Annotated in this window: 20 protein-coding genes; 5 read left to right on the forward strand and 15 right to left on the reverse strand. The window is 38.5% G+C overall.

All coding sequences use genetic code 11. The features are described 5' to 3' along the window. Nucleotides 1-20: 20 nt before the first annotated feature. From G7Y56_RS09360 to G7Y56_RS09395, 8 genes are all read right to left on the reverse strand, one after another. Nucleotides 21-1535 (reverse strand): alpha-isopropylmalate synthase regulatory domain-containing protein, encoded by a 1515-nt coding sequence (locus tag G7Y56_RS09360; protein ID WP_165042944.1) that lies wholly within the window; start codon nucleotides 1533-1535, stop codon nucleotides 21-23. A gap of 93 nt (nucleotides 1536-1628) precedes the next feature. Further along, entirely contained in the window at nucleotides 1629-2219 is a 591-nt protein-coding gene (leuD, locus tag G7Y56_RS09365) for a 3-isopropylmalate dehydratase small subunit (protein WP_165042946.1), read from the reverse strand. A gap of 53 nt (nucleotides 2220-2272) precedes the next feature. After that, the gene (locus G7Y56_RS09370; RefSeq protein ID WP_185153991.1) at nucleotides 2273-2623 is read right to left on the reverse strand and encodes a four helix bundle protein; all 351 of its coding nucleotides are present in this window, start codon (nucleotides 2621-2623) and stop codon (nucleotides 2273-2275) included. Nucleotides 2624-2654: 31 nt separating this feature from the next. After that, nucleotides 2655-4049, reverse strand: a complete 1395-nt coding sequence (gene leuC, locus G7Y56_RS09375; protein ID WP_165042950.1) for a 3-isopropylmalate dehydratase large subunit — start codon at nucleotides 4047-4049, stop codon at nucleotides 2655-2657. Nucleotides 4050-4080: 31 nt separating this feature from the next. Continuing rightward, entirely contained in the window at nucleotides 4081-5571 is a 1491-nt protein-coding gene (locus G7Y56_RS09380) for a 2-isopropylmalate synthase (RefSeq protein ID WP_165023407.1), read from the reverse strand. 289 nt (nucleotides 5572-5860) lie between these two features. Then, nucleotides 5861-6811, reverse strand: coding sequence for a YafY family protein (locus G7Y56_RS09385; protein WP_165042952.1), 951 nt, complete (start codon nucleotides 6809-6811; stop codon nucleotides 5861-5863). A 181-nt stretch (nucleotides 6812-6992) separates the two neighbouring features. Continuing rightward, on the reverse strand, nucleotides 6993-7412 hold the full coding sequence (locus G7Y56_RS09390) for a VOC family protein (protein ID WP_165042954.1): 420 nt from the start codon (nucleotides 7410-7412) through the stop codon (nucleotides 6993-6995). Between the two features lie 144 nt (nucleotides 7413-7556). Then, complete coding sequence (locus tag G7Y56_RS09395) at nucleotides 7557-8777, reverse strand: FISUMP domain-containing protein (RefSeq protein WP_165042956.1); 1221 nt, start codon at nucleotides 8775-8777, stop codon at nucleotides 7557-7559. A gap of 402 nt (nucleotides 8778-9179) precedes the next feature. On the opposite strand from G7Y56_RS09395, the gene G7Y56_RS09400 reads away from it, so the two are divergent. Beyond that, nucleotides 9180-9911 carry an HAD family phosphatase gene (locus G7Y56_RS09400; protein ID WP_165042958.1) on the forward strand — a complete coding sequence of 244 codons (732 nt, stop codon included), beginning with the start codon at nucleotides 9180-9182 and terminating at the stop codon, nucleotides 9909-9911. Nucleotides 9912-9918: 7 nt separating this feature from the next. Here G7Y56_RS09400 and G7Y56_RS09405 read toward each other — a convergent pair whose 3' ends face one another. The 7 genes from G7Y56_RS09405 to G7Y56_RS09435 form a co-directional block, all read right to left on the reverse strand. Beyond that, nucleotides 9919-10440, reverse strand: a complete 522-nt coding sequence (locus G7Y56_RS09405) for an HAD family hydrolase (RefSeq protein WP_165023392.1) — start codon at nucleotides 10438-10440, stop codon at nucleotides 9919-9921. After that, nucleotides 10437-11213 carry a Rossmann-like and DUF2520 domain-containing protein gene (locus tag G7Y56_RS09410; RefSeq protein WP_165042960.1) on the reverse strand — a complete coding sequence of 259 codons (777 nt, stop codon included), beginning with the start codon at nucleotides 11211-11213 and terminating at the stop codon, nucleotides 10437-10439. Before G7Y56_RS09410 ends, G7Y56_RS09405 begins: the two co-directional genes overlap by 4 nt. A 3-nt stretch (nucleotides 11214-11216) precedes the next feature. After that, nucleotides 11217-11552, reverse strand: a complete 336-nt coding sequence (locus G7Y56_RS09415; protein ID WP_165042962.1) for a hypothetical protein — start codon at nucleotides 11550-11552, stop codon at nucleotides 11217-11219. 5 nt (nucleotides 11553-11557) lie between these two features. Then, nucleotides 11558-12091, reverse strand: a complete 534-nt coding sequence (locus G7Y56_RS09420) for a nitroreductase family protein (protein ID WP_165023384.1) — start codon at nucleotides 12089-12091, stop codon at nucleotides 11558-11560. Between the two features lie 47 nt (nucleotides 12092-12138). Then, a complete protein-coding gene (locus G7Y56_RS09425; RefSeq protein ID WP_165042964.1) occupies nucleotides 12139-13506 on the reverse strand; it encodes a sugar transferase in 1368 nt (455 codons plus the stop codon). Between the two features lie 134 nt (nucleotides 13507-13640). Further along, complete coding sequence (gene topA / locus G7Y56_RS09430) at nucleotides 13641-15977, reverse strand: type I DNA topoisomerase (protein ID WP_165042966.1); 2337 nt, start codon at nucleotides 15975-15977, stop codon at nucleotides 13641-13643. Nucleotides 15978-16102: 125 nt separating this feature from the next. Beyond that, a complete protein-coding gene (locus tag G7Y56_RS09435; RefSeq protein ID WP_255498706.1) occupies nucleotides 16103-17272 on the reverse strand; it encodes a hypothetical protein in 1170 nt (389 codons plus the stop codon). A gap of 44 nt (nucleotides 17273-17316) precedes the next feature. Between G7Y56_RS09435 and ileS the strand changes: the two genes are divergently transcribed. The 4 genes from ileS (at nucleotide 17317) to G7Y56_RS09455 (ending at nucleotide 22722) form a co-directional block, all read left to right on the forward strand. After that, nucleotides 17317-20733, forward strand: a complete 3417-nt coding sequence (ileS, locus tag G7Y56_RS09440; RefSeq protein WP_165042968.1) for an isoleucine--tRNA ligase — start codon at nucleotides 17317-17319, stop codon at nucleotides 20731-20733. Between the two features lie 50 nt (nucleotides 20734-20783). Further along, nucleotides 20784-21164 carry a TraR/DksA C4-type zinc finger protein gene (locus tag G7Y56_RS09445; protein WP_165023372.1) on the forward strand — a complete coding sequence of 127 codons (381 nt, stop codon included), beginning with the start codon at nucleotides 20784-20786 and terminating at the stop codon, nucleotides 21162-21164. Nucleotides 21165-21264: 100 nt separating this feature from the next. Further along, a complete protein-coding gene (locus tag G7Y56_RS09450; RefSeq protein WP_165042970.1) occupies nucleotides 21265-21885 on the forward strand; it encodes a lipoprotein signal peptidase in 621 nt (206 codons plus the stop codon). 3 nt (nucleotides 21886-21888) lie between these two features. Beyond that, nucleotides 21889-22722 (forward strand): DUF4296 domain-containing protein, encoded by an 834-nt coding sequence (locus G7Y56_RS09455; protein ID WP_165042972.1) that lies wholly within the window; start codon nucleotides 21889-21891, stop codon nucleotides 22720-22722. Nucleotides 22723-22725: the final 3 nt, after the last annotated feature.

Genomic DNA, 22725 nt, shown 5'->3' on the forward strand with positions numbered 1-22725 from the left:
TATTAATAAAGCGCTACTTATTACTGCATTCCCTCTATGAGGTTCAACATCTTTTCTGTTGCCTTTACAGCAGCTTCTGTCTGGTCGGCATCCAGCCCTCTGGTTTTGAAATCTTTCCCGTTAAAATTCCATGCAATGACAGTTTGTACCAAAGCATCTGTTCGTCCGCCTGGTGGAATATATACCGTATAATTGGTTAATGCCGGTTTTGGCTTGCCCAGATTGTTGTATATTTTCCATAAAGCTTTCGAGAAAGCATGATATTGTCCGTCTCCGGGAGCTGTTTGCTCATATTCTTCACCATCTATTTCGATACGCACGGTGGCGGTTGGTCGTAAACCTTTGGTCAAGACAAAAGCAAAAGAAATGATCTTGATTCGCTTGTCTTTTTCGTTGTGTTTCAATACATCCGAGATGATATAAGGAAGATCGTCTTGTGTAATGATTTCTTTTTTGTCACCTAACTCCGTTACCCTGTTGGTGACTATTGTCATTTCGTTTTCGTCGAGTTCTATACCAAGAGCCTCAATGTTTTTACGAATGTTAGATTTACCCGATAATTTACCCAATGCATATTCTCTTACACGGCCAAACCGTTCGGGGAACAATTCATTATAATACAAGTTATTTTTATTATCGCCATCGGCATGAATGCCTGCGCATTGTGTAAATACATTGTCGCCGATAATAGGCTGATTGGCAGAGATAGTTAGTCCTGAATAGGTTTCTACTACGCGGCTAACCCTATTGATATTATTTTCTTTTATAGATGTCTCTATCTTCAATTGATCGTGAAATACTGCTATCACACTTGATAATGAGGCGTTTCCTGCGCGTTCGCCTAGTCCATTCATAGTAACATGTACGCCTTTTACGCCTACTTCGGCAGCTACCATTGTATTGGCAACTCCCAGATCGTAATCGTTATGAGCATGAAAATCGAAATGAAGATTAGGATAACGGTTTATCATTCTTCGGCAGCATCTCCATGTAGAGTGGGGGTTAAGTATGCCCAGTGTATCAGGTAGCATAAACCGTCTGATAGGCATATCCTTTAGTCCGTCCATCATAAAGTAGACATAATCCTGAGAATTTATAATTCCGTTCGACCAGTCTTCGAGATAGAGATTGACGGATATACCTGCTTTATTTGCAATTTCGATTTCCTTTTTTATATCTCCGAGATGTTGCTCGGGCGTTTTCCGAAGTTGTTCGGTTACATGCTTGTACGAACCCTTGGTCAGCAAATTTATTACCTTACAGCCTGCATCTTTTATCCAGTTGATAGATGCACCATTATCTATAAATCCAAGTATTTCTACCTTATCTATATGACCTGCAGCCGAAGCCCAGGCAGCTATCTTCTTAACAGTTTCGAATTCTCCGCTCGAAACGCGTGCCGATGCAACCTCAATGCGGTTAACACCAAGATCTACCAATAGTAGATGAGCTAAACTCATTTTCTCCTGAGATGAAAACGAAACCCCAGAGGTTTGTTCTCCATCTCTGAGAGTTGTATCCATTATTTCTATCATAGCCAATATTGATGTGACCGTATGCTGATATGCCAATATGCCAACTATTTGATTCCAAATATTGGCATATAGGTATATTAGTTCATTCGATTGTTAAAACGTATGTTTCTTCTCGTATTGTTCTATTTGCTCTCTTTTCGATAGCAGGTAATCTATATCATCCAGTCCATTTACAAGACATTCCTTTTTGTAAGGATTAATCTCAAAATTTTCCGATTTTCCTGTCGCATTATTTGTTATTATTTGCTTTTCAAGATCGATAGTCAATGTTGCTTTCGGGTCTTTATTCACACTAGCAAATATTTCGGCAAGGAATTCTGTTGTAACTACTACGGGTAGAACACCATTGTTCAATGCATTGTTTTTGAAGATATCTGCAAAAAAGCTAGATACTACTGCTTTGAATCCGTATCCACCGATTGCCCAAGCTGCATGCTCACGGCTCGATCCGCTACCGAAGTTTTTTCCAGCAACAAGTATTTCACCATTGTAAGTTGGATTATTCAGTACAAAGTCGGCTTTCGGAGTGCCGTCTTTGTCGTAGCGCCAATCGGCAAAAAGATTGTCTCCGAATCCTTCACGAGTCGTTGCTTTTAAGAAACGTGCAGGGATAATTTGGTCTGTATCCACATTCTCGATAGGTAGTGGAACGTATGTTGATATTAATGTTTTAAATTTTTCCATAATAATTAATTTGTAAATTAGTTGATTAGCAAATTAGTAAATTGATTGATAAATCAAAGAGCCTTTTTCGATGTTCCAATTATCTTATTGAGCACTTTTTGTAATACTTTGATATCTTCTAATAATTTTATTTCAAAAGGATAATTTTTAGAGTGCTTACAAAGCAAAAGCCAATACTCTGTTTCATCAGCTTCTTTTGCTGCTATTTTGAGTTTGTGAATAAAATCGGCCCTACTCTCTCCATTTTGTGCTTCCTTTACATTAGCACCAATAGATGTTCCACTTTTCAATAGTTGATTAGCTATCACAAACTTTCTATTATCTTCCAATAGCTGAACAAAAGAAATGATATCTAGAGAAAATTTAAAAGATAGATCAATAATAGGATTTCCAGTCTCTTTCATTTTCACATTCTCATATTATCGAATTTGCTCATTAAAAACTTCTTGGGTCTGTAATTTTACCTGTAACAGCAGCAGCTGCTGCAACTAATGGTCCGGCAAGGATTGTGCGAGCACCAGGTCCCTGACGTCCTTCGAAGTTACGGTTAGAAGTCGATACAGCATATTTTCCGGCAGGAACTTTATCATCGTTCATCGCCAGACATGCAGAACATCCCGGTTGACGAAGAGCAAAACCTGCTTCGTTAAGAATTTCGTACAGACCTTCGTCTTTTATTTGTTTCTCAACCATCCAGCTACCCGGTACGAGCCAAGCAACTATATTGTCGGCTTTTTTCTTTCCTTTTACAAAGTTTGCAAATATACGGAAGTCTTCAATACGTCCGTTAGTACAGCTACCAAGGAATACATAGTCGATTTGTTTGCCTTCTACTTTCTCTCCCGGTTTGAATCCCATATAATCCATCGATTTTTGGAACGAGATACGACCTGCTTCATCTATCTGATCAAGAGTCGGTATGCTTTCGTTGATACCCATTCCCATACCCGGATTTGTTCCGTAAGTAATCATCGGTTGTATATCAGCAGCATCGAATGTCAGTTCTTTGTCGAATTTAGCGCCATCGTCTGTTTTCAGAGTTTTCCAATATTCGAGAGATTTATCCCAAGCTTCGCCTTTCGGTGCAAACTCGCGACCTTTCACATAATTGAAAGTTATTTCGTCGGGAGCTATCAAGCCACCACGTGCACCCATTTCGATACTCAGGTTACACAATGTCATACGTTCTTCCATCGACATGCTGCGGATAGCTTCACCTGCATATTCTACAAAATAGCCGGTAGCACCACCTGTTGTCAGTTTAGAAATCATGTACAACGCTAAATCTTTAGCAAGTACACCTTTTCCAAGTTTTCCGTTGAAAGTAATACGCATCGTTTTAGGACGGCTTTGCAATACACATTGTGTAGCAAGTACCATTTCTACCTCACTGGTTCCGATACCGAAAGCAATAGAGCCGAATGCTCCGTGAGTAGATGTGTGACTGTCTCCGCAAACGATAGTCATTCCGGGGTGAGTAAAACCGTTTTCAGGTCCTATAATATGTACTACACCATTCTTTTGATGACCTAACGGATAAAATTGTTGTATACCGAAATCAACGGCATTTTTAGATAGTGTATCCAATTGGTTTTTAGATATAGCATCTTTTACCGGTTGATCTTGATGGATAGTCGGTGTATTATGATCGGCTGTAATGGTTGTTTTATCAGGGCGAAACACAGTCAACCCTCTGGCACGAAGTCCGTTGAATGCTTGCGGACTGGTTACCTCATGACAGAAATGTCGGTCTATATATAATTGAGTAGGACCGTTTTCTACTGATGATACAACATGTGCATCCCAAATTTTATCGAATAAAGTTTTCATACGTTCTTTCTATTGAGTCTTTTTATTTTGATTACTTTACAAACTTATTTATAGCATTGATAAATGCTTCGGCCGAGGCTGCCACGATATCTGTATTGGCCGAGAACCCATAGTAGTTTACACCATCGTATTCTACTTGCATATGTACTTTTCCTATATCGTCGCTACCTTTATTGATGGCTTGTATAAGAAATTCCTGTATTACTGTCTGACGTTTTATGATCTGTTTAATTGCACCGATTGCAGCATCTACAGGGCCATTGCCCGATGCTGATGCCTCGAACTTTTCGCCTGCAATATCTAAACCTACATTGGCAATATTGCGAATGCCGATGCCTGATGTTACTTGTAAGTAGTCAAGCTTGATACGGTGCATTTTATCGGTTTCTTTACCGGCAAGGATGAAGATATCTTCGTCGTTGATATCTTTTTTCTTATCAGCCAATTCTAGGAATCGGTCGTATATTTCGGCCAATTCGTCGTCGTTAACTTCGATGCCTAGTATATTCAATCTGTTGTTCAATGCGGCACGTCCGCTGCGTGCAGTAAGCACAATTGCATTGTCGTCTATACCTACATCTTTAGGGTCGATGATTTCGTAAGTCGAAAGGTTTTTCAGTACACCGTCCTGATGGATTCCAGATGAGTGAGCAAAAGCATTACGTCCTACAATAGCTTTATTTGGTTGTATCGGCATGTTCATCAAACTCGATATCATGCGGCTCATCGGATAGATGCGTTGTGTATTTATATTGGTATCTATGCCCAGTTCTTTATGACTCTTTATTGCCATAACCACTTCTTCTAATGAAGTATTTCCGGCACGTTCGCCAATACCATTGATGGTGACTTCTACCTGACGGGCTCCATTGATAACTCCCGAAATAGAATTGGCAGTAGCCATACCTAAATCCTGATGGCAATGTGTAGATAGAATAGCGTTTTTCATATCCACATTATCTATAAGGTATTTTATCTTAGCTCCATACTCGTGAGGGAAGCAATATCCCGTAGTGTCGGGAATATTTACCACTGTAGCTCCTGCATTGATAACAGCTTGTACTACACGCGCCAAATAAACATTATCGGTACGTCCTGCATCTTCGGCATAAAACTCTACGTCCTCTACGTATCTTTTAGCATACTTAACGGCAGCAATTGCCCGTTCTACGATTTCGTCTTGTGTAGAATTAAATTTGTACTTGATATGATAATCAGATGTTCCTATACCCGTATGTATACGTTTCTTTTTAGCATACTTAAGGGCTTCGGCAGCCACATCTATATCTTTTTCTACAGCTCGTGTCAAAGCACATATAGTAGGCCAAGTAACAGCTTTAGATATTTCAACTACAGAGTTGAAGTCGCCTGGACTGGATACCGGAAAACCGGCTTCGATAACATCAACACCGAGAGTTTCGAGGGCTTTAGCTACTTCAATTTTTTCAATTGTGTTCAACTGGCAACCCGGAACTTGCTCTCCATCTCTCAATGTGGTGTCAAAAATAAATAACTTGTCCATACTTTTTCTACTAAATTATTAAACTGATTTTATAACATAAAAAAAACCTTTCCCATCATTTACGAGTGAGAAAGGCCTTAGTTTTTTCCTATAATTAACCGCATAGCAATACTCACTCTAAATTTTTCCAGAGCAGAATGAGCGTACTAATAATTGAACTATGCAATGTCATTTCCATTTTCTTAATTAATCGATTGACAAAGTTATTCTATTTTTTCAAAATTACAAATAAAAGGATTTATTTTTTGATATATTATGACATTTTGAGGTTGGTGCTTGTGTTAACGTTTTATTTAATGTCCTGTTTCACTTTAATTTGATCGATCAGCAGGCTGATGTTTTCTTTTAATGATTCGGGGCTGATAATCTGAGCAACGTCGGCATAAGATATGAGCCAGCGAGCAAAGCTGTTAAGATTGAATGTAGAGAAATATAAGTCTGTATGTTCTTCATTATCTACTTGCTTCACCCAGCCATGATAGTGCTTGTAATTATATATATTATGAAGATTGCTTGTCTTAATTCGTATAATGACCTCTGTATGAGATGAAAGTTGCTTGTGCTTTTTTATAAATTCGTCTAAAGACGGGTGGCTATCAGAAAATACCTCGTCAGTCAGTTTAAAGTTCTTAATTCTATCGACACGAAAACTACGGTAATCTTTTCGTGTTCTGCAAAAAGCAATCAGATACCAGTTACTTATACTGTGAAAATAGCCTATTGGTTCTATATCTCGTTGCGATAGGGATTGACTTTCGGGTGCAAAGTATTCGATGTGTATGACCTTGTGTCCCGATATACTTTGCAGGATACATTGCGTTATATCGGCAGGCAGATCTTTATCCGGATTATTGTTGCTGAATACTTTCAGATTGTCATCCACATTTGCCAGATAATTTTTCTCTACCTGTCTTAGTACAGCCTTTACTTTATTCATTCCCGAGCTGTAATGCTGTGCGTTTTTGGCATCTGTAAGATTTTCGATAAACTTTTCAGCAGTGAGAAAGGCAATAGCCTCTTCGCGTGTGAACATCAACGGTGGTAGCTTATAACCATCTATCAACGAATACCCTACACCTACATTTCCGATGATGGGGATTCCAGTTTCTTCGAGAGTTCTTATATCACGGTAGACAGTTCTTAGGCTGATATCAAATTGATTGGCAATTTGCTGTGCAGTGATTACAGGACGTGATTGAAGTTGAATGAGAATGGATGAGATGCGTTCTAATCTGTTCATCGCTTTGGCTTTATTACGGAAGTAAAGATAAATAAAAGCATGTGGTAAACAAATTCTGTCATTCCTCTTTTTCTCACTGTCATCCCGAACCGCAGTGAGGAACCTAGTTGCTTCATAATAGGAAATAATCGAGATTTCTCACTGAGTTTCGAGATGACAGGAAAAGATTAATTCATAATTATCACATTTGCATAATATTCCAACAGATGCCAAACTTATCGATAAGTATACCATAATTGGGGCTGAAGAATGTCGTAGTAAGAGGCATTAATATTTTTCCTCCTTCCGAAAGGGAAATAAATATCTGATGAATCTCTTTGTCATCATACAGCACAATATCCATGGTAATGTTATTGCCTGCTATCACCTTTACACCGGGAGCAGTATCGCAGATATTAAATACACTTTTCCCCAGATTGAGACGCGAATTCATGATCCTTTTTTTGTCCTCCTCTTTTAAATCGTTTACAGGCGGATAATCTTTTGCATCCACATCACCTATGCGAAGTAACTCTTCTACATTTCCATTCAGAATTTTACTGTAAAAAGTGAGTGCTTCTTCTGCATTCCCATCAAAAACTAAAGTTGGTTTTACTAACATAATTTGTATGTATTAAAAATGAAACATTTTGTTTACTGATACAAATATAGAGGTGACTTATGACAGCCTTATGTCAGTAGGGGGGAGAAATTTTGTTTTCAAGAGAATATTACTGTAAATTGGTTTTGCCTCACATTTTACATTCTAGTTTTGTTTACATCTCACAGAGCATAGACTTCCACGCTCCAAACTATATCGGCTTACTTTTACATTATCGTAAACGAGGCGTCTGTGCCATGAATTAGCTGCGGCGTTGGAGCTGCTTGACCAAAAATATCCGTTGGCACCATAATAACTGATTGCAGTACCATATACATAGCCTGTAAGTATTCCTTGAAATCCGCTTTGCGCCATTGATGTACTTGTGCCACTTGTGCCATTGGTATTGGCGTAAGCACTATTTTTCGGGGCGAATTGGCTTTTCATGGCAGAGCCGTGACCTGCTGTAGTGGACGAACCTCGTGGACCGAAGTTGGTACTCCAGATAGAACTCCAGCTTGTAGGAGCAAATGTACTTGTTGATGAACTACTATAAGCACAGGCATTGGTATAAATTTCCTCTTCCAGCTGGTTCCATTCCCGATCGGTAGGTAGATGCCATCCATTTGGACAAATGCCTTGTACATATTTATTGGGTGCAGTGCCAAGAGGACCTGTATTCTCTACTTCATTTACTCCGGGTATATTTCCTTCTGTTGTTTGTCCTTGATTTGAAGTGGACGTATTGCCACTAGCTGCAGCAGCGAAGGTGTAAAGTAATCCCTGGCTAATATCCCATGTCTCAGGCGGAGTATTCCAGGCTGACGCTTTGGCATTGGGATAAGTGTAAGCGACTGCTGTTGCAGTTGTACCTCCTGCATGTGGCGAAATACTTCCTCCTCCTAAATTTGAAGCAAAGTTTTTAGCTGACAGATTTTCGATCATCCAAAGACCGGCTTTGCCAAAGCGACGAGCTTTGAATTCATTACCATCCTGATCCTTATAAACAGAGACTTCGTAAGGTGTTGTATCTTCTTTGCCTATATATTGCCATGCATCACCATACCACACATAGATACCTTTATGTATAGGAATCGTTGAACAAAAGTCTTCATTAACATTGTATACTACCAATCCGATATGGTCTGTTTCTCCACCAATAAGCACACCTGATATATCAACTCTAATATCAGATAAATTGGTAAGAGCTACACGTGGCATCAGTAAGCCTTTGCTGGATGAACCATCTGTATTATTTTTTAGATCGAGTAGGGCTCCTTTCATAGGTTCTTGGCCTATACCGATAGTCACCTGTGCATTTAATACCGTACTGTAATATGAGAGTAGGAGAATAAAAAAAAGCTGTGATAATTGTCTCGTTTTCATAAAATGTTAATTTGTGAGAGGCTGAATGGGAGTATGCAAACAGACTTTAGGCATTGCCGGACGAATAAGATGTATTTAGCTGTTATTTCCGAAGGAGAATGATGAAAAGTTATTTTTTTATCATTAATTATTACAAGATTATAGAATAAGCTTAGGGATTAATAACTACTAACTTTTCGCATGAAAAAACAATAAAAAAATTAGCCATTTTTTTTGAAAATACTTTAAATCTAGCAAATATAATATGTAAGATTAAATGATACAATATGTCAATTGCAAATTATACGTTTTTAACTTCAAATAGTTCGTTTGAGAAATACAATCATTGGCATATAGGTGGACTCAGCAGACTCAGTCTTAAAATAATGGTTATCTTTGTCAATCATTCAAAAAGACTGAAAAATGGAAACCGCTTTTAAGGAATACCTGACTAAAAATAACTACTCTGGTTTTGATCTCAAAGCTATATTATTCGATATGGACGGTGTATTATACGACTCGATGAAATGGCATGCCAAATCGTGGAATGAAGTAATGACAGAATTTAATCTGAACAGTACTCCCGACGAATTTTATTTATATGAAGGGATGGTCGGACATAAAACTATAAACCATGTCATAAACAGAGAAAAGGGTAGGGATGCTACCGATTTGGAGAAGGAAGCGATTTATAAGCGGAAGACTGAACTTTTTAATCGATATAACAATGGTGATTTAATACCTTATGCGTACGATTTTGCTAAAAAGGTAAGTGATGAGGGGTTGACCTGTGTCGTGGTTACCGGATCGGGACAAGGTGCGTTAATAGATAAACTGGATAACGGATTCCCCGGGTTATTTCAAAAAAGCTTGATGGTCACTGCTTATGATGTGAAACATGGTAAACCGCATCCCGAACCATATCTGATGGGATTGGAAAAAGCAGGTCACTTAAATCCTAATCAGGCGATTGTAGTTGAAAATGCACCTCGGGGGGTGGAAGCTGCTGTTGCCGCAGGGATATTTACAATAGCAGTAAATACCGGCCCACTCGATGATAAAATACTTGCCGATGCAGGTGCTAATATCGTACTACCGTCTATGGAAGCATTGTATAATAATTGGGAAGCGTACTATCGGATTATAAAAGGATAGTTGGTATTTACCACCCGAAGGCTTCATCGCCCATCCATTTACCTTGTGTTTTCATCACTTGTTCGATAACATCGCGAGCAACACCATCTCCACCTTTGCGATGTGAAATGTATTTGGCAATGCTCCTTATCTCAACCGCAGCATCGGCTGGTGCAACCGACAATCCTACGGTTTGCATTACATGATAATCGGGTAGGTCGTCGCCGGCATATATTATTTCTTCGGGTTTGTACCCTGTCTTTGCAATATAGTCGTTGAAATCGTTCATTTTCGTATGCGACTTCATATAAATATGTTTGATACCCAGTCGTTCGAAACGAAGCCTTACAGCCTCCGTATCACCACCTGTAATGATGGCAAGGCCATATCCGTGGCGTGCAGCCAGATTGAGAGCATATCCATCTTTGATATTTACCATTCGCATAGGTACTCCTTCGGGCGAAAGAGGAATTGAATCGGGTGATAATACACCGTCTACATCAAATACAAATGCTTTTATCTTAGTTAAATCATAATTTATAGTGCTCATATCTTATTGTTTTTATTGCTTGTTGCATGTATATTTTCACTGATCAATTTGTAGATCTCTCTTATTTTTTCATCCTTTATCAGGGAAAGATGCTTATTCATAACATTCTCATCAAAGCGCACAGCAGGTCCTGTCTGTGCATCTATTGGCGACAGCGTGTGAACTTTCAGGCTAGTTTCATCAATCAAAGGTAGGGCTACATCGAAAGGTAAACCGGCCTCTTTTAGAATTTGTTCCGAAAGTGTGTACATATGATTCACAAAATTGCAAGCGAATACACCTGTCAGATGAACATACTTTCTTTTATCGGAAGATAGTTCGGCTACTTTGTCCGATATTTTAGTTGCTATCTCTTTCAGTACTTCTAATGTTTTGGAGTCCGATGCTTCAATAAATACAGGTATTTTTTTCCATGCCATCTCTCTGCTTTTGGTAAAAGTCTGAAAAGGGTAGAATACCCCATATCGGGAAGTATAAGGGCTAAATATGTCAAAAGGAATACTGCCTGCTGTGTGAATCCAAAGCCCATTGTTAGCAGGTATCTGCGAGGCAATGTCAGCAAGTACCGAATCTTTTACCGAAAAGATATATAGGTCGGCATTATCTGTGACAGTACTGAGATCGGTTGTGGCAGCAGCGTTTACTAGCTGTGCCAATGTCGTAGCCGATTGGGTTGTCCGGCTATATATTTGTACAATATCGAAGTCGTATTTATATAGTTCAATTGCCAGCGCAGAGGCTACGTTTCCTGCTCCTATAAATACGACTTTCATAATTTAGTTTTTATTTTTGCTGGATGTGAATACCATTATGATACCTACTATAATCAATGCCAAAGGAACAATATATATTGAATAATTGTCCATCCTTCCGAAGAACAGATCGGCATTGAGGATTACACCTACAGCAGTAAATATCCATCCAAGTATTTTTTTAGGTTGAGTGATAAGAAATATAATACCTGCTATCAGGAAGAATGCACCGACACTCATTAGTTTTCCTCCGTAAGGAATCTTGTCGAGTATACCTATTTTGTCTAATAAAAATATTATTCCGAATACAAGGATCGTTACGCCATACGATAAGCGATCGTTAATTTTGCTGACTGCCATAACTGTTATTGTTTATAGTTACCAATATGTACTTTTTCCCATTGTAGTTTTTCGTCATCGAATGGCGGACGTTCTTTTTCTTTATTTCCAAATGCTATTACCGACAGAACCTGTAATTGCGATGGGATATCAAACAGTTTTCTAACATATTCTTCCGACGAACCATCTTCTGCTGTATGTCTTTGTCGTACCTGAACCCAGCAACTGCCCAGACCAAGGTCTTCGGCTTGCACCTGCATCATAATAGAAGCAATAGAAGCATCTTCTATCCATACATCGCTCTCAGATGGATCGGCTAATACTATAACAGCTAAAGCACAGTTTGAGATTAACTTGCTGGCCATTTTTTTGCAAAGAGATAGTTTTTCTAGCTGTTCTTTATCTTCTACTACTAAAAACTGCCAGCAATTTGCACCTTTAGATGTAGGTGATTTAAGACCGGCTTTCAATATTAGTTCGACTTGCTCGGGCGTTAGTTGCTCTTCCGTAAATTTACGTGTACTGCGTCTGCGGCTTATAAGATCGTGAAAATAGCTCATTATATGATATAAGTAAAGTGAAATACTAAATAATTATCCTATTGTTATTATCCGCGAGAAAGCTTCTTTATCTCTTCTCCGAAATTTTTCTCGTCTTTCAGCCCTTGCGTACTACTCTTACGAAGCAATATATTTAAGGTTTGCATAACCAGTTTTATATCGAGTACTAAGGAATATCCGTTGATATATAAAAGATCGTATTTAAGTTTATCGCCCACTGTGGTATTGTATCTGCCTTGTACCTGAGCCATTCCGGTTAATCCTGCTTTCACACGGTGTCTAAGATTATATTCGGGTAGTTCTTTGCAAAATTGTTCTACAAAAAACGGACGTTCGGGCCGGGGACCTACAATACTCATATCTCCTTTCAGAATATTGAATACCTGAGGGACTTCATCTATACGTGTTGCCCTTAAAATGTGACCGAGTTTGGTAATCCGTTTATCAACATCCTGTGCCAATACCGGGCCTGATTTAGCTTCGGCATTTTCGACCATTGTCCTGAATTTGTATATTTTAAAGATTTTTCCACCACGGGTTATTCTTTCCTGTACATAAAAAGCTGTTCCTCCTGTAATCTTAAGAGTGAGGTAAACAAATGTGAATGGAATAGCAAAAACGACTACAGCCAGACTGCCCAAAACGATATCCATAATCCGTTTGATGATCTCACTTCCGGGTTGTATGCCAAGTTCTTTTACGTCAAGAACGGGCGTATCATCTATTTGAATGAAGCGTGCATTGAAGAGTAAAATTTCAGGATTCTTAGGCTCATAAAGCATTATCTTATTTTCATTAACGCAGTATCGAACAAGATTTTGTTTAATATTTTCATCTACATCTTCTGTTAGGAAGGTGACATCGCATTCATTTATATATTCATATACTTTGGGGTTGGCAGGTTCGCATATATGCAGTATTCTCGACCACATACCATTCGATTCGAGTAGTTTATAAGCTAAGTCTTTCGATTTCTGATAGCCAATAATAACCACTGTCTTTTTCTCATTAGCCCTGCGATACATTTTGTTGGTAAACCAGTGCCAGAGCGAGATTACGATTATTTGCAAGCCCGAACTGAATAACAAAATACTTCGCGGATATGCAAATTCGCGAGCAAGGAAACTTATCGCCATTGTAGCGCCAAGAAGCGACAGTATAGTTAATGATACAGTGTACCCAACACCTATCAGCGAGAAGTCTTTAGGTTTGTCAAGTTCAAATATATGGCTTAGTATCAGGTAACAAATCCCGATGTAGGGCCATATTGATAAGAAGGCATAATAGTTGCCTGTAAAGTCGTTAAGTGTATCTTTAAAAAGATAGTAGGATAATAAAATAGAAAGATATATGAAAGCAATATCTATCAGAGGTATTAATATCCTAAATCCTTTGCGTCCGAATAATATGTCCATTGCAATGAGTCAAGTTTATTAAAGCGAAAAATCAGAAAGTTTATATTAAGTACAAAAACATAATTTAATGCCGCATTGAGCTATAACTATAAATCCTTGTTATGCATGGATGGACAATAAATAGGTCTGTGACCTTATTTTTTCTTCCCTTTTGCTTTTGCTTTCGTTTTTGGTTTCTCGTCAGCCGAGTTAATTAATTTCATACATTCCTCGTACGTCAACTCAGCAGGAGTCATCGTTTTTGGAATTTTGAAATTGCTTTTCTTGTAACTGATATATGGCCCGTAGCGCCCATTCAGTATTTGCAGACCTTCGTCTTCAGTAAAGGCCTTAATAAGTTTTTGCTCTTCTTTTAGTCTTTTATCCAATATCAAAGGAGTAACTTCCTCTAGCGTAACACTATATGGATCATAACCTTTTGGTAAAGATACAAATAAATTGTTATGTTTGGCATAAGGGCCAAATCTTCCGACTGATACTGTTACTTCTTTATCTTCAAACTCACCGATACTACGTGGAAGATCGAACAACTTCATAGCCTCCTCCAGCGTAATAGTAGAGATAGATTGATTTTTTTGAAGTCCTGCAAATAGTGGTTTCTCTTCCTCCTCCTGCGTTCCTACCTGAACCATTGGCCCAAATCGACCGATTTTTACCGAAACCTGACGTTTGGTCTTTGGGTCTATGCCCAAAATGCGCTCGCCTACTTTATGGTCGGTTTGCACATTCATAGCTTCTTCTACCACCGGATGGAAGAATTTGTAAAACCTATCTATCAGGTCGGCCCAGTTCTCTTCGCCTTCTGCTACCTGGTCGAATTCTTTTTCTACATTTGCCGTAAAGTTATAATCCAGAATGGTAGGGAAGTACTCTGTCAGGTAATCGTTTACAACGATGCCTGTATCTGTAGGTATCAGTTTGCCTTTGTCAGCACCTGTTATTTCGGTTTTCTCCGTATCGGATATTTTGTTATCCTTAAGAGCCAATATGTTATATTTACGTTCTACACCTTCCAATTCAGATTTCTCTACATATCCGCGATTCTGAACGGTAGAAATAGTCGGAGCATAAGTAGATGGTCGGCCTATGCCTAGTTCTTCCATTTTACGAACCAAAGATGCTTCGGTATAGCGGGCGGGTCTTTGAGTAAAACGTTCCGTAGCTGTAGTCTCCTTCATCTGAAGTACTTCTTTTATGGCTACCGGAGGTAATAATCCAGCTGCTACCTCTTCGTAGTTTTCGTCATCTGTACCTTCCAGATAAACATGAAGAAAACCATCGAACTTAAGAACTTCGCCTTCGGCAACGAACTTAAGAGTCTCATCAGATATACCTACGGTTATAACTGTTTTCTCTAATTTGGCTTCCGCCATTTGAGAAGCGATTGTTCTTTTCCAGATCAATTCATACAATTTCTTTTCCTGTGGAGTACCCGAAACCGTTTGATTTGCCATATAAGTAGGGCGGATGGCCTCATGGGCCTCTTGTGCACCCTTGCTCTTAGTCGAGAACTTGCGTGTTTTAGAATATTGTTTTCCGTAAGCTGTCTCTATCTGGGTCTTTGCTGCATCGATTGCCAGCGACGACAGATTGACAGAGTCGGTACGCATATATGTGATTTTCCCCGATTCGTATAGCTTTTGTGCTACAGACATTGTCATCGAAACAGGGTATCCTAATTTACGAGATGCTTCTTGTTGAAGTGTAGAAGTGGTGAACGGAGCTGCCGGCGACTTGGTTACTGGCTTAACGTCTATACCTTCTACTTCGAAGTTAGCACTTTTCAGTTTTTCCAAAAATGCCATAGCCTCTTTCTTAGTTTTGAGGCGCTTATTAAGTTCTGTCTTAATCTCGTACGATGTGCCTTTTTCATTTTTATTGAAAATGGCAACTACACGATAAGAAGCTTCTGATTTGAAATTTTGTATGTCGCGTTCACGTTCAACGATTAGTCTTACAGCTACCGATTGTACTCTACCGGCAGATAATGATGGTTTTACCTTTCTCCACAATACAGGAGACAGCTCGAAACCTACAATACGGTCTAGAATTCGGCGGGCCTGTTGTGCATCAACAAGGTTTATATCTATTTTTCGAGGATTTTTTATCGCATTGATAATTGCATCTTTCGTAATCTCATGAAATGCAATTCGTCTGGTCTTACTTTCATTAAGCTCAAGAGTTTGAAATAGATGCCACGAAATAGCTTCTCCTTCGCGGTCCTCATCGGATGCGAGCCATACCGTGCTTGCAGCTTTAGCCTCTTTCTTTAAATTATCTACAATTTTCTTTTTGTCTTCCGATACTTCGTATATCGGTGTGTAGCCATTCTCGAGGTCAATTCCTAAGCCTTTTTTCTTTAAGTCTCTGATATGCCCATAACTAGACAATACTTTGTAATTTTCACCAAGAAACTTTTCTATTGTTTTCGCTTTGGCCGGCGACTCGACTATAACTAGATTTTTTTGCATATTTTACTTGTCTTGCTAATTCTGGTCTTTTATGTACATTATTATAAACCAGACTCCTTTTGAACGGCAAAAGTAGTGATTTTGTTCTGAAAAACTAATATTTAAGTATTTCTTTATAAAAGACTTCAATTAAATAGTATGGGTTTATCGCCTAATACAAAGCGAGAAAAGCCCACTTCTTCAAAGTTATAATGCGATAGAATTTCTTTCGATACTTTGAGGAATGTATCTATATCGTATATAATAAAATCAATGTATGAAAAATGAAATCCGGTTGCACCTCCTGTGCTATTGGCTACACTGTAATTTGCTATTTCGTTCATTATCTTATCCTCTATATCGGCTCTGAATTGTACGATGTTTTCTTGTGAGACATTTGTATTCTCGAAGAATATAAACCCATAAACGATGCCATCCTCTTCAAATCTTTTCATAGCTTCTTCTGTACCACCATAAAAATCATTAAGGATAGGAGAGCATGATGTGTATCCCACCTGAATGTCTTCTCTCAGTTTCCATTCTTTATTCTCTGTGGGATTCATTTTGTAGCCACTGTATAGCTCGCATGGATTGTCTATTTTAGGCCAGTCCTCGTCATCTGACATTGCCTCTTCTATAACCGATGTTAATCCACTAATCTTTACCGCGTGCTTATCCGATTTCTCAGTAATGAAGTCTATATAGCCGATAATTTCCATTGTTAAAACCTCGCCGATAAATTGGTCGAGATATATGAAAAATATCGAATAGCGTTTGTTTTCTTCAAGAGTCATTAATACAGGCGCATAAACTTCGAGATTGATTTTTTTTCTGTCTTGGTCAACTTCAGCATAAATCTCGATATTATCTTCTGTTAAATTTATATCATACATGCTTATTATAGAGCCCGGACTGGCTTTTCCAGGTTTCGAAGCGTAGAAATTCCATTTTTCCCACAGGTGTGCGGGTGCATGTTGTAGCCAGTACTGTAGAGGTATGAGTTTAGCTCTGTCGCCTTCGGGTGTCAGAATCAACTCGTATTTGTTTTCCTTATTTATTCCCATTTCGAAATAAACAGTGTGAAAAGAAATCTGTAAAATGCTGTCGACAAAATTAAGGAGAGTCTGACCTTCCACTTTGTTATCCATCATTTCTCTAATCTGACTTTCCTCTTCTGTAAAGGTCTTCCAGAATTTAGTCACTCTGTTTTTAAATGATTCTTGCATCGTTTTGTATCGTTTATTTATTTGGAAACAAAGATAGATATAATCTTTAAATGTAAATACAGGATGTATATATTGTATCTTATTTTTCACTATCTTTGCACTTATTTTTTGAATAAAGCGAAATCTAAAGTACGATGACTAAGAAATTTACAGAATATAACCAATTTAACTTATCTGATATCAACAAAGAGATACTGGACAAGTGGGACAAAGAAAATGTATTTCAAAAGAGTCTGGACATACGTAAAGATGCTCAATCATTTGTATTTTACGAAGGGCCTCCTTCTGCGAATGGTATGCCGGGCATCCATCACGTAATGGCACGCTCTATTAAAGATATTTTTTGTCGTTACAAGACGATGAAAGGATTCTTGGTGAACCGCAAAGCAGGGTGGGATACCCATGGTTTGCCGGTAGAACTAAGTGTCGAGAAGAAGCTCGGAATTACTAAAGAAGATATTGGGAAACCGGGGAAACCAAGTGTTGACGAATATAACAAGGCTTGTCGCGAAGAGGTGATGAAATATACCCGCGAATGGGAAGATCTTACTCGTCGTATGGGTTATTGGGTGAACATGAAAGACCCTTATGTGACTTACGACAGCCGATATATCGAAACGCTTTGGTTCTTACTGAAAGAATTATACAATAAGGATTTCCTCTATAAAGGATATACTATACAGCCTTATTCGCCGGCAGCGGGTACAGGATTGAGTTCGCATGAGTTGAACCAACCGGGCAGCTACCGTGATGTGAAAGATACTACGTGCATTGCTCAATTCAAGATAAAAGGACCAAAAGCAGAAATGGCTCAATTTGGTGAACCTTATTTCTTGGCTTGGACTACTACCCCTTGGACTTTACCTTCTAATACTGCTCTTGCAGTAGGTGCGGATATCGTTTATGTTGCTGTACAGTCTTATAACCCGTATACAAACGATAAGATGACTGCTGTGGTAGCAAAATCGCTTATGTTCAGTTTGTTTAATCCTAAGGCGGAAGAAATCGCTTTAGAGGATTATAAGCAAGGTGATAAGCTGATACCGTATAAAGTAGTGGGAGAGTGGAAAGGTTCGGAACTGGCAGGAATACCTTACGAGCAACTTATTCCTTGGATGAATCCGGGAGAAGGTGCATTTAAAGTAGTGACTGGCGATTTTGTAACTACCGAGGATGGTACAGGTATCGTACATATAGCGCCTACATTTGGTGCAGATGATGCCAAGGTAGCCAAGATGAATAATGTGCCTGCTATGATGCTGACTGATAAGGATGGAAATCTCCGTCCGATGGTCGATCTTACAGGTAAATATTTCAAGCTGGAAGATCTCGATGAGGCTTATGTAAAAGCAAATGTAAACGTAGATTTATATAAAGAATTTGTAGGTCGCTATGTGAAGAACGAGTATGACGACACATTGCCTGCCGATGCCAATACTCTTGACATCGATTTAAGTGTAATGCTAAAATTGGCAAATAAAGCTTTCAAGATAGAACGTCATGTGCATAACTATCCGCACTGTTGGCGTACCGATAAGCCTGTGCTTTATTATCCATTGGATAGCTGGTTTATCAAAACTACAGCTTCGCGTGACCGTTTGATAGAACTGAATAATACAATCAACTGGAAACCTCAATCGACAGGTACAGGCCGTTTTGGTAAATGGTTGGAGAATTTGCAGGATTGGAATTTGAGCCGTAGCCGTTATTGGGGTACTCCATTGCCAATCTGGAGAACCGAAGATGGCAAAGAAGAAAAATGTATCGGTTCGATTAAAGAGCTTTATGCCGAAATGCAAAAGGCTGTGGATGCAGGACTAATGAAAGAGATACTTTGGAAAGATTTCGAGATAGGTAATCTGGATAAAGAGAATTACGAAAAGATAGATCTTCATCGTCCGTATGTAGATAATATCATACTTGTTTCGGATTCGGGTAAACCGATGAAACGTGAGACTGATCTTATCGATGTGTGGTTTGATTCGGGAGCTATGCCATTTGCGCAAGTATTCTATCCGAATATCAGTGAAGAAGAATTTGCGAAGGTTTATCCTGCCGACTTTATAGCCGAGGGCGTAGACCAGACACGAGGATGGTTCTTTACGCTGCATGCTATATCTACCATGTTCAAAGATAGCATTGCATTCAAAAATGTAATATCCAACGGATTGGTGTTAGATAAGAACGGCAACAAGATGTCGAAACGTCTTGGTAATGGTGTCGATCCTTTTGTTGCAATAGAAAAATACGGTTCAGACCCTTTGCGTTGGTATATGATAACTAATGCTTCACCATGGGATAATCTGAAATTCGATATAGAAGGAGTAGAAGAGGTGCGCCGTAAATTTTTCGGTACGCTTTATAATACGTACTCTTTCTTCGCATTATACGCTAATGTGGACAATTTCACTTTCGCAGAAGACTTCGTGCCTGTCGCTGAAAGACCGGAGATAGACCGTTGGGTTATATCGTTGCTCAATACACTCGTAAAGGACGTAGACGAGTATTATGCAGCCTATGAACCTACTAAGGCAGGGCGTGCTATATCGGACTTTGTGAACGATAATCTGAGCAATTGGTATGTGCGACTTAACAGGAAGCGTTTCTGGGGTGGTACGATGACTAAGGATAAATTATCGGCTTATCAGACATTATATACTTGTTTGGAGGTTGTCGCTAAATTGATGGCTCCTATCTCTCCGTTCTATGCCGATAAATTATTTAATGATTTAATTGGTGCTACCGAGCGCGAAAAGATATCGTCTGTTCATTTGTCAGACTTCCCATTATCAGATAGTTCCGTTATAGATAAGAAGCTCGAAGAGCGTATGAAAATAGCGCAGGATATATCGTCGGTGGTGCTTGCTCTTCGTCGCAAAGTGAACATTAAGGTTCGTCAACCGTTAATGCAAATAATGGTTCCTGTAATTGATGACGAACAAAAGAAAGATATTGAAGCTGTGCGTGATCTTATTTTGAATGAAGTGAACGTAAAAGAGCTGAAATATGTCGATAATACAGCCGGTATTTTAGTGAAGCGTATCAAGCCTGATTTTAAAAAATTAGGGCCTCGTTACGGTAAAATCATGAAACAATTGGCTATCGTTATTCAGGGGATGGATCAGGTAGCTATCGGAGCATTCGAGAAAGCAGGTAATTATACTTTGGATGTTGAAGGGCAACCTGCAACGATCGAATTGTCGGATGTAGAGATAATTTCGGAGGATATACCGGGCTGGTTGGTGGCGAACGAAGGTCGTTTGACTGTTGCTCTGGATATTACTATTACAGACGATTTGCGTAAAGAAGGTATTGCCCGCGAGTTGGTGAATCGTATACAGAATATACGTAAATCGAGCGGCTTTGATATCACAGACCGTATAAGCGTAAAAATATCTAATCTGGAACAAATAAAAGATGTAATTTTGGAATTTAATGATTATATTGCATCACAGGTTTTGGCGGACAAAGTCGAATTGAGCGATAATGTTGACGGTCAAGATATTGATATGGATGAATTTGTATTAAAACTTTCAGTAGAGAAGGTTTAACCAAAATAAAACCAAACTAAACAGGATGTCTAACTTAAAAAAATAAAGTTATGTCAGAGAAAACAAGATATTCAGATGAAGAATTGAACGAATTTCGTGATATTATTCTTGATAAATTGAATAAAGCAAAAGATGAATATGAGCAATTGCGTGCAGCTATAACTAATGCTGATGGAAATGATGTTACAGATACATCACCTACGTTCAAAGTATTGGAAGAGGGTGCATCGACGCTATCGAAAGAAGAAGCCGGACGCTTGGCTCAACGCCAGATGAAGTTTATACAGAACTTACAATCGGCTCTTATCCGTATCGAAAACAAGACTTACGGTATTTGTCGCGAAACAGGCAAATTGATACCGAAGGAACGTTTACGTGCAGTACCTCATGCTACATTAAGTATCGAGGCAAAAAATAGTGGTGTTAAATAAGAATGAGCTTATCAGGAAATAAATGAATAATGATAGAAAAAACGGAGATTAGTCTCTGTTTTTTCTTTAGTTTCATTATCAGGAGGCGAAAATAAAATTTATGGATAACAAAAACAGAGGATTGATTGCAATCCTCGTTATAGCTTTGGTTATTATTATCGATCAGGCTTCTAAAATATGGGTAAAAACGAATATGTCTCTTTATGAGACTATTGAAATAACCAGCTGGTTTAAGATTTACTTTGTAGAGAATAATGGAATGGCTTTCGGAATGGAAGTTATAGGTAAATTATTCCTTTCGTTGTTTCGTATAGTTGCCATTGGTTTTATAGGATACTATTTATATACGTTGGTAAAGAAACAGTATTCGAAAGGTTATATTGCCTGTATAGCACTTATTTTAGCGGGCGCTTTTGGAAATATTATCGATAGTGTGTTTTATGGAGAAATATTTTCTGCCAGTTATCAGGGTCATGTAGCATCATTTGTCTCTTTAGGCGATGGTTATTCCAGCTGGCTGCATGGTAAAGTGGTAGATATGTTATATTTCCCTCTTATCGAAGGAACTTTTCCTTCGTGGTTACCAATGTGGGGTGGAGAGAATTTTATCTTCTTCAGTCCCATATTTAATATTGCCGATTCGGCTATTACAGTCGGAATCTTTATACTCCTGCTGTTTTATAGAAAGACTCTAAGCCAATCTTTAGAAAAGAAAGCATAACGCATGCAAAAGAATACCTTTATTTGTACAGTCCTTATTTGTCTTACCGTGGTCGCATCATGCAGTAGGAAACCGAGTAATGTACTTGACGAAGAAAAAATGGTAGATGTTTTGTATGATGTGCAAATGGCTCAAGCTATATATAATAGTTATGATCAAAATCTGAATACTCTTGAGAAAAAGGATGCTCTTATTGCCGGAGTCCTCGAAAAACATAATGTAACAAAAGCAGACCTTGACTCTTCTCTCGTTTGGTACTCTGATAATATAAAACTCTATTTGAATATAAACGATTCGGTCGTTTCCCGATTGAAATCTAAGACAGAATTATTGTCTAAAGCGCGGGATTTGGCTGATCCGAATCTTAACGGAAAAGGGGATTTGATTTTACCATCTTTATTTTACCTTAATACAATTAATTCGACACTATCGTTTAATGTTGATTCGGCAAAGATCAAAACAGTAGACTTGTCGTCATTTAGAGTTTCTTTTGATGTCTTGGGTTTAAATAAGAATCAAACAGTAAAAGCAGGAATTTATTTTACTTATAGAGATACAATCATAAAAAAAATAATTCCAATAGATCAGAATATCCATTATGTTCTTGATAAACCGCAGTTGCCAGATAGTTTGTTGAAAAGTATATCGGGTTATATTCACTTGCGAAAGTCGAAGGAAAACTTTTTATCCGATATTATGCTGTATAATATTAGGTATCAGGATTCTATTCCAGTTACAACTAATGCTCAACTTGATATTGTTACTCCTGGCGGAAAAGGTACTAAAGTAATAGAAGATAATCGGAAGGTTATATCACAGATGCCAAAAGAAAATTAACTA

It is taken from the genome of Dysgonomonas sp. ZJ709 (assembly GCF_011039195.1).
Classification (GTDB): Bacteria; Bacteroidota; Bacteroidia; order Bacteroidales; family Dysgonomonadaceae; genus Dysgonomonas.